Source organism: Leptospira interrogans, from assembly GCF_900156205.1.
Lineage (GTDB): Bacteria > Spirochaetota > Leptospiria > Leptospirales > Leptospiraceae > Leptospira > Leptospira interrogans.
This window is the reverse complement of the sequence record NZ_FTNA01000014.1, coordinates 26,270-35,000: the sequence shown is the minus strand read 5'-3', so window position 1 is coordinate 35,000 and position 8,731 is coordinate 26,270. Positions and strand designations below refer to the sequence as shown.

The 8,731-nt window shown below is 33.6% G+C and carries 7 protein-coding genes (1 of these 7 only partly in view); 1 reads left to right on the top strand and 6 read right to left on the bottom strand.

What is annotated here, in order from left to right; genetic code table 11:
- The 4 genes from tuf to BW942_RS12285 all read right to left on the bottom strand — a co-directional run.
- Positions 1–391, bottom strand: the beginning of a protein-coding gene (gene tuf, locus BW942_RS12305) for an elongation factor Tu (RefSeq protein ID WP_001040571.1). The gene continues 815 nt to the left of window position 1, outside the view; only the first 391 of its 1,206 coding nucleotides appear in the window; its start codon is at positions 389–391; its stop codon lies beyond the left edge, outside the window.
- A 50-nt stretch (positions 392–441) separates the two neighbouring features.
- Complete coding sequence (locus tag BW942_RS12300) at positions 442–2,307, bottom strand: elongation factor G-like protein (RefSeq protein WP_001166546.1); 1,866 nt, start codon at positions 2,305–2,307, stop codon at positions 442–444.
- A gap of 665 nt (positions 2,308–2,972) precedes the next feature.
- On the bottom strand, positions 2,973–4,199 hold the full coding sequence (locus BW942_RS12290; RefSeq protein ID WP_001110981.1) for a hypothetical protein: 1,227 nt from the start codon (positions 4,197–4,199) through the stop codon (positions 2,973–2,975).
- 4 nt (positions 4,200–4,203) lie between these two features.
- Complete coding sequence (locus BW942_RS12285; RefSeq protein WP_000054457.1) at positions 4,204–4,755, bottom strand: thioredoxin family protein; 552 nt, start codon at positions 4,753–4,755, stop codon at positions 4,204–4,206.
- A 418-nt stretch (positions 4,756–5,173) separates the two neighbouring features.
- On the opposite strand from BW942_RS12285, the gene BW942_RS12280 reads away from it, so the two are divergent.
- Complete coding sequence (locus BW942_RS12280) at positions 5,174–5,392, top strand: hypothetical protein (RefSeq protein ID WP_000036265.1); 219 nt, start codon at positions 5,174–5,176, stop codon at positions 5,390–5,392.
- A 533-nt stretch (positions 5,393–5,925) separates the two neighbouring features.
- On the opposite strand, the gene lp30 is transcribed toward BW942_RS12280, so the two are convergent.
- Both lp30 and BW942_RS12260 read right to left on the bottom strand, forming a co-directional pair.
- Positions 5,926–6,771 (bottom strand): plasminogen-binding receptor Lp30, encoded by an 846-nt coding sequence (lp30, locus tag BW942_RS12270; protein ID WP_000034952.1) that lies wholly within the window; start codon positions 6,769–6,771, stop codon positions 5,926–5,928.
- Positions 6,772–7,548: 777 nt separating this feature from the next.
- Positions 7,549–8,085, bottom strand: coding sequence for a DUF1564 domain-containing protein (locus tag BW942_RS12260; protein WP_001101753.1), 537 nt, complete (start codon positions 8,083–8,085; stop codon positions 7,549–7,551).
- Positions 8,086–8,731: the final 646 nt, after the last annotated feature.

Genomic DNA, 8,731 nt, shown 5'->3' with positions numbered 1-8,731 from the left:
GAACACCTACCTGACGAGCAAGAAGGATATGTTCTTTTGTTTGTGGCATAGGTCCGTCAGTTGCGGATACTACAAGAATCGCCGCATCCATCTGAGCCGCACCGGTAATCATATTTTTTACATAGTCTGCGTGACCTGGACAATCTACGTGTGCGTAGTGACGATTTGCAGTTTCATATTCCTGGTGGGAAGTAGCAATGGTGATTCCACGAGCTTTTTCTTCCGGAGCGTTATCAATTTGGTCATAAGCAACGGCTTTGTTTTTACCACCGATCGCTTTTGCAAGTGTAGTAGTAATTGCTGCCGTCAGGGTTGTTTTACCGTGATCTACGTGACCAATTGTTCCAACGTTTAAGTGAGGTTTAGACCTATCAAACTTTTCTTTAGCCATAGTGACTTTTTAATCTCCTTACTTTTGAACGAACCCTAACGGGAATCGACTTATGTAATTACGTAATAGTGTTCAGGGTCAAAGAGGGAATCTAAAGACAGAACACCCCTTCCCTGTGTCATATTTCTAAGAACGCCTGCAAAGCCAAGCAAGTTTTCCGTAGAAGCACTTGCACGTACAAGCGACTTGCCATCACCGATTGGATTTACTTCCTGAATCTTTGCACTTCTCTTAGAAAGAGAACCAAGCACATCGCCTAACGACGAATCTGATATCAAGATCTCCAAATGTGAAATAGGACCAACTAATTCCGTGTTTCCCGGAATTATGTCCTTTAAGCCCTTGATGACGGCTACTTTTACAAGGGAAGAAACATCTATAGATATATCCGGAGGATCGTAACGATGAACGATCAAATCCAAGCCGAGAATTTCTTCTCCCTTGGTTCCCTTTACCACTACTTCATAAAATGCTGATGTAATGGCTTCTTTTAGAGTTTCAGTAATCTTAGTTTCAAACCGCACTTCTCTGGCAAAACTGTTAGAGCTGACCAAAGAGGCGTGCACCAGTCCGCTTGAGATTTTTTGATCAAACGCGGTATGCTGAAATTCACCCTGTCGGGCCATTTTTTTCCAGAGCTCAAACCTTGCAACTTTAATACTACTTACGTTGAATGTATTAGGAAAGAATTCTTTGAGTCGTGATAGAGAAACTTCTAAATGTAATTCCCCCAATCCGGAAAGTTGAATCTGTCCCGTTTCAGAAAGTATTTTAGTTTCCAATCCTTCATCCAACCAAACCAGTGTCTGAAGCGAATTCCAAAGGGAATCTCTATGTTCTGCAACTTCCGGCTCGAGTATGATTTGAAATTGTTTTCGAACAGGGAGAAGTTCCGACTTATAATTATTTTGCGGAGTCGAATAGAGTATTTCACCTGGCTTGAGAAATTCTAGTCCGGTAGTAACAACGATCTCTCTAGGTTGAGTCCGTGAGGTTTCTTCAAACTCTCGCATGGAAAGTTGATAAAAAGATCCAAATTGTGCCTTGCCAGCTGCGGAATAAAAATGAGAATTTTGTGGGAACTCCTGCATCGGTTGAATATAAACGATTTTACCTAGATCTGGATGTAACTCTCGTTTAAATACAATTCCTAATTCCTCTTTAGGTCGTAACTCCGGCCGAAACGTTTTGGATAGAAGTTCTAAAACGGCAAGAAGTTCACGCACCCCATCTCCATGTAAAGCGGCTCCTCCAAAAACCGGAAAAAATTGATTCTTCCAAAACCCTTCTGCAAATCCTTCCCGAGCTAATTCCGATAAAGAATCCGGATGTTTCAAATATCGTTCGGAAAGTTTTTCGTCCCACTCTAAAAGTGGTAAGAGTTCTTGGTCAGAACTACCCTCTTTTAAAAGAGAACAAGTTTCTCCTTCTTTCCAAAGTAGAATCGGTTCTTTTCCTAAGACCGCTTCTAAATCTACAAGCGAATCTGTAATATCAATTCCAGTTCGATCGAGTTTATTTAGGAAAAATAAAATTGGAATCTTTCTTTTTCGAAGCCATTCTACGTTTTGTAACGTTTGAGACTTGAGACCTTCAAACGCATCTATAAGAACAATTCCTAAATCTGCTACGATTAAAGAAGCGCTGGTTTGACTTTGAAAATCGAGATGCCCCGGATTGTCTAAAAATTGAAACAGCATCCTAGACTCTTTCTCGTTCGGCCAAAAGACTCGAGCCAACGTAGATTGAATCGATATTCCTCGTTCAATTTCTTCTTGTAAATAATCGGACTCGGTTGTCCCTTCTTCTATCGTTCCCGGCCTTCGAATTTTTCCGGTTTCGTAAAGAATCCTTTCTAAAAGTGTCGTTTTTCCTGCGTCTATGTGGGCAAAGATTCCTACGTTTAAGATCTGCATGTTTTTTGCCCTGGAGAAGTTCCTACTTTTTTTTCAAAGAATCCATTTTCAAACAAAATCGATTCTCAATTTTTAAAGTTTTCGCAAGTTTTTTGCTCTCAATGTTTATCCCAATCCTAAAAAGAATGAAGAGGCCACCAAAACTATAGATTTTTTAAATTTTAGTTCTTTTAGAATTTTATGTGGTTTTCGTGTTTTATGGTAAATGCTTCGTATCTAATCCATACTTTTCAAATTTAGATAGAGATGCCATTTTGTCTAATTAGAATTTTACAAACCCAATTAGCTTAGATCCATAATTTATCAAAATAGAAAGAAGTATTAAACCGCACTTGGATCCCGGAAAATTTTTAAAAAACGGAATTGGATCCAAATCTGTGGGAACTCATATAAAATTTCGAAATTATAGTTTTTAATAAACGTAATTTCGAAAAATCCTTAATATATAGGAAAAAGTTCAGCCTTCGTTTTATCGTTGATACTTACAAAAACGGTTCTTTTTCTCGACCAGAAACTCTATAAAATCCAAAAAGAACACATCATCTAATCAAATAACTTTTCACATAAAATTACTGTTTTGGGATTCTCAAATTTAAAATTTATTATATAAAGATTCCGTGATGTAATAATTATTATGATTTTAAATCAATTTGACCTCAGGCTTTTCACTTACAAGCATTTTGTTTACGAATCATCTCGTTCAATTTTTCCTCTTCTTCTTGAGTGATATTGTGTCTTCTCAAAGCCGACTCAGCTAACATTACAGCAGAAATATCTTTGTTAGCACAATGACTGAAAAATTCAATCGCTTCGGCTCTTGTATTTTGATTTTCTTTTCCTAAGCGGATTCGATGTAGTTCGAGACGTTTTTCTTTTGTGGAAAGATCCACAATCAAATAATCAGAATAACATTCTTTGATTAGATGATCCGGAAGATCCGTAATTGGACATTCTTTTTTTGTAGGATTCGGTTTTTCATTTTTCAATTCCGGTTCAATTACAACTCGACTTAAGGAAGTTTGAATTTCAGATTTTTTTTGAATAGAATCCATATTCTCTTTTTCTTTACTTGGGACAACCTCTGGTTCTTTAGGAAGTAAAATTTTGTTTTCTACGATCGATTCTTTTTCAAGAAGCCGATCCAAAAAATAGTCTACCATAAAAATTGAATATTTTTGAATCTTATCCTCTTCGTAGAAACCTAAAATCGCTTTTTTAGCAGCCTTTTTATTGTTTAGAATTTCCGCCTTACTAGCCTTAGACGATTCTAGTTTTTTTACGGTAGCGGCTAAACTCTGATGAAATTTTTTTCGATAGGCTTGGTTCCAATTGAATGCGGATTCTTTTAACAAATCCTGAAATAGGATAAAACTGCGATCCCTTTCTTTCAGTTTTTTTTGTATCATATCTCGATAAAGTTTTTTGAGATTCTCATCCTTGTCTTTTGAAGATTGATCTCTAATACTTTCAATAAGCTTAGATTGTTCTTTTTTTTCCGAATCGGTCCAGATATATAAGACATTTAAAACATCTTCCACCACGGACTGAAATATATCCCCAATCAAGGCGGTTGGTTTTATTTTATCATTTGTGACTAGTTTACGATAAATAAGCTCGTATTCCGAATTTCGACTACTCTGCAGTTCTGTGTATTTATCTGTAAGATTCTTTTTTAATATTCTCCAATCCTGATATACGTTTCCGCTTTTTTTCAGAAAAGCAATCAAAGCGACCGTTGAAACCTTATCCAAGGAGTTTTCGTTTTTTCTAAACTCATCCTTAAAATGATCCAATGATTTCGTTTCAATCTCTCTATAGTGGTTACTGATAATTTCCACTTCCTGAAAAGATTCCGCGTTGATAGGAGTGTGATCGGGTGTTATTGCTGGCAAGTGACTACTCCTTCCATTTTATAGAACATCCCATCGAGGGCATTTGATTGATAGGAGCAGGATTTCCTTTTACGAGTTGATGAACCGCATACTCTAATTCTTTTCTAGAAACCTGTTTTTCATTCTTCCAGTTATCATCCATTCTTCCATGATAATATAATCTCTGTTCTCCATCATATAGATAAATATCTGGTGTACACATCGCTTTTAGCTTTTTTGAAACTTCTTGAGTTTCATCTACTAAATAAGGAAAGGAAATCTTCCATTCCTTAATTTTTACAAGCATCATCTCGGGCGAATCGTCCGGATAGTCAGGGTGTATGTTTGGATTGATTGCAACGGTTCGAACTCCAAGAGAAAGTATTTCTCCTGCAAAACGAATCAATCTTGGCCAAATCGCTTGTGCATAAGGACAATGATTACAAGTAACTATCAATAACAATCCAGTAGAACCGGATATTTGATCGGAAGAATATGTTTTTCCGTTTGGATCAGCCAACCGGAAATCTGGAAGTAAACTTCCTAATGGTATTTTTTCAGATTCAAGAAGTGACATGATTTTCGCCTTAAAATGAAATCCAGTTTATTTCATAAATTTTTTTTTACAGTAAATAATCCGTTTTTTTATGGAAAACTATTAAATACTTTCGAATATTTTTATTTTCCAATCGCAATCGTTTCTTTTTTCAAAAAATCTTTCTAATAAACCGCCCATTTAGATTAGTGTAAAAATTTTTACTATTACTCTTAGAGGTTGTTTGAAAGCGGTAATAATTCCTACTTTACGTATTTATAAATTAGTTAACAAATTTTTTATTTTCATAACCTTTGAGTTGATCCTTATTTGACTTTATTTTTCAAATCCTAATTTTCCAAACGACTCCTTCAGTTTTCTTTTTTTATGAATCCATATAATTAGTTTCTTAGAATTGGAAGATAAATCATTGAACCTCATATTCAATCTATACGATAGAATGTCAAAAATTCCGTCTCTAAACGCGGATTTATCTCAGAATTTGCGATCCTTATCCATATTGTATATAAGGACTCATAATCGTTTTGATTTCTTATCAAAAATTATTGAAACGATTTTTATTCTTTCGCAATTTTATTTTAGGAAACTTATAAAACTCAAAATGATGAATCTGACTCAAAATTATAGAATAGAAACCGAAGTTTTTGCTCTGAAATAAAATTTTGAAATAAAAATTGACGGGCTTTTATAGGTCAAATTTCTAGATGAACGCAATCATTTAAACACTACAATTACCTTTTTTACTGTTCTTTATAAAATTGAGTATTTTTAATTTTTATCGTAAAGCACTGTTTTGGTGTAAAATATTAGGCTCTTTATTATATAGTTCTAAGCAATAACTTTTATTTTATTAAAATCATAGCTTTTGTATTGTATTTTTAAAATACACTTAAGTATAACATAAAAAACTAAATTTTTTGTTTCTACTTAGACAGATAATTATACTATAAATTTGCTCTAAAATTTAGATCGTAATACCTATTCAAAAAAGCCAAGAATCCAAATTAGTGACAATTTATAAAAACTTCTACGTTTTCATAAAGCTGACTGTTGGTTTTTGGTATTATTTTCAAGTGTCGAGTAGGAAAGAACTACCTCTTTTTATTGGAGATTCAAAAATGGTTGATCATAAGGTTTTTGGAATAAATTCTTAAATCTTTCAGAAAATCACTGCTGCGTTTTCTTATCGATTTATTGATTGTTTAATTCAGCCCTCTTTTTCTCAGCGAGTGTTTTCCAATATCCTTCAGGATAAGCTTTAATTAGATTTTCATAAAATAGTTTTTCTGCGTTCTTAATATTTACTTCTCCACCATAGTATAATTTTCTTAAATAATTCGAATCCATTCCTTTGATATAGTCTTCCCCAGACTCTAGATTTATGAATACTTTATTTCCTGAAAAGATTTCACTTAACTCAGGTGTATCGTCTATGATTCCGTACGGATCGTCTTTTGTAGTTTTAGTTACTTTTCCCATTAAGATTCCCCCAAATGTTATTTCTCCCGCTTTTGTTTTGATCGGAAACACCTTAAAAGATTTGGTTGGATCTATCGAAAAATTTCGTATCACAGTTTTTCGACATTTCTGTCCACAAATGATTTGATACGTATAATTTACTCCTGTAATTACGTATTCTTTTGTCGGATCGAGTGAGAGTAATAAATAAAACGGTGATACGTATCCTATCTTTCCTTCAAAGTATTGTGTTGCTTCCACTTTTTCCACCATCGTAGGCTTTTCGATCGGATACGGGCTTACATTCAAAGTATTTGTTTTTTCATCTTTTGATATGACTTCGGAAAACTTGACTCCATAAGTTCCAAGTTCGGCAAATACCGTTCCTACATCTTTACTAAATAGATTCATCAAAGGTTTATGATTTTGATTATACGCATAAAGTCCAAAAGCCACGATCCCGTATGATTTCTTATCTTTTTCAGTTACTGGATTATAGACTCGGACAACTTCTTTTGTACAGTTTGATACAGACGTAAAAAATACAATGCATACTATTCGTATTAAAATTTTTGACATCTTGATTCTCCTCTTTAGCAATAGAAAAATTTAATTTCAGAAACCAATCATTTTAAACAACAGAATTCTTTCTATCTTTCTATACTTTATTTTACAAGGCTGCCTTACAGTCATCGAAAAAGAAATTCCTTCTAAAATTGATCTCGGGAATCATCCGTAGGAAACATTGGTGATTCTAGAAGAATTTTAGAGCAATCTGAATCTTGAATTGGTAAATCAAGAAAACATTTCTAGTTTAAACGAAGTCACCTTCAAAAATTTCTAAACCCAACACTCAGCTTGATGACAAAAAATTTTGCTGGGGCTTTGTCCAGACCTCTGTTTTCAAAATGTTGCGATCGCTTTTAAAGTTATAAACGACGTAGGTCTTTCTTTAAAAGAAATACAAAAACATAAGTAATATTAAATTAGTAAAATATACTGATAATGATTCTTTATTATTACTTTGTTAACTGCTTCTACTTTGGTTTGATTCCTAATTAGAATCCCTTTACCCAAAAAGAGAAAGTTACAATCGAATGGTATTCACTTACACAACCGTTTACATTTAATTGCAATAGAAGATTTTAATTATTTGCCCATTTTTTTGTTTTTTCAATTATTCAAAGAAAACAGTGTTTTCAATGGTCATACAGAATTTTATATTTTTTTTAAGTTAGTCTCATTGAATATTTATTCTCAAAAGTTAATTCCTTTAGATAATTAGCATTCGTTCTTTTACAAAGTAAATATTTGATTTATACATTATTAAGTTATAATATTTTAAAATTATATTTTTTATAAATCAGGTTCTGGCAGAAAATTTTTATTTTTGCTTTTTAACGGATTTGGTTTGAAATATAACTCTCTAGAAATTTGATTTTTCCGTAGATTTAAGTTCCAGATCATCCTGTAATTCCCATGAAACTGAGGAACTCCTCGGTTCATCGTATTTTCTATAGAATCCCCAATTCCAACTTCTTCGAGCCAGAGAAGATAATTGAAAAGATAACACCTAGAAACACCATGTGTTGCAGCCAAAGCTCCCAAAACAGCCCAAACACCCGTATGCACATGAATCGTCATCTTCTTTAATTCACCAACACCCCAATTATATTTGATCTTACCGGCTCTCCAATAAAGTCGATCTAAAGAAGAAATATACTTTGTGTATCTTTTCAACAGAAACGGAAGTTTTTTAGAAAGAGCTTTTCTTTGAGTTTTATCCAACTGATTCCAATAGCTCAAAGGAATCAAAAGAGAATCGGAGCCAACCACACCTTCATTCAAAGCGGATTGAATCTTTTTATCTGAATTTAACAAAAGAACGTTCATACTCGAAGCAGTTCCGAGAATCATTCTCGCGGAAGGTATTTAAGAAAAAAAATTTCTCTTTTTCTCTATAAAATAATAAAGAAACGTTCCTAAAACAGATTTTAGATCAGATGACCTCATCAAACTAGGTTATTACTGATCCCATTCAATTGAGTACCGTAAATTTTTATTACAAAACCCTATTTCAGCGTAAAATAATAGGTACTTTATTATATAGTTCTTTGAATATACGGAAACTTTTACGCATCGATAGTATTTACAGACCACACTCTTGAGCTAAAGTGGATTAATCGCGTTAGGGATCGATGCGGGGTCAAGTTATTGGAACTTTAAAATAATATTCTATGTTGTGAGTGAATGATTTTACAATAACTTGACCAGAGCTGAGAGCCCGGCCTGTGCCTTTGTTCGTTTAATCTTTGTTTTACGATTTATATAGGCACAGGAACGCCCTACACATTATGTTATCTCAAAAATGGATTTTAGTTGTATTATGAAATTAAAACTTTTTAAAATACATTTCTTATTTTTGAATTTCATGGCTGGGCCGTATTACGTTATCATACACACTATATTGTTGAAACGTTAGAAGAAACTGCATTTCAAAAACTTTTACAGTGGCTTTCCGATAGGAAAAGTTCAAGAC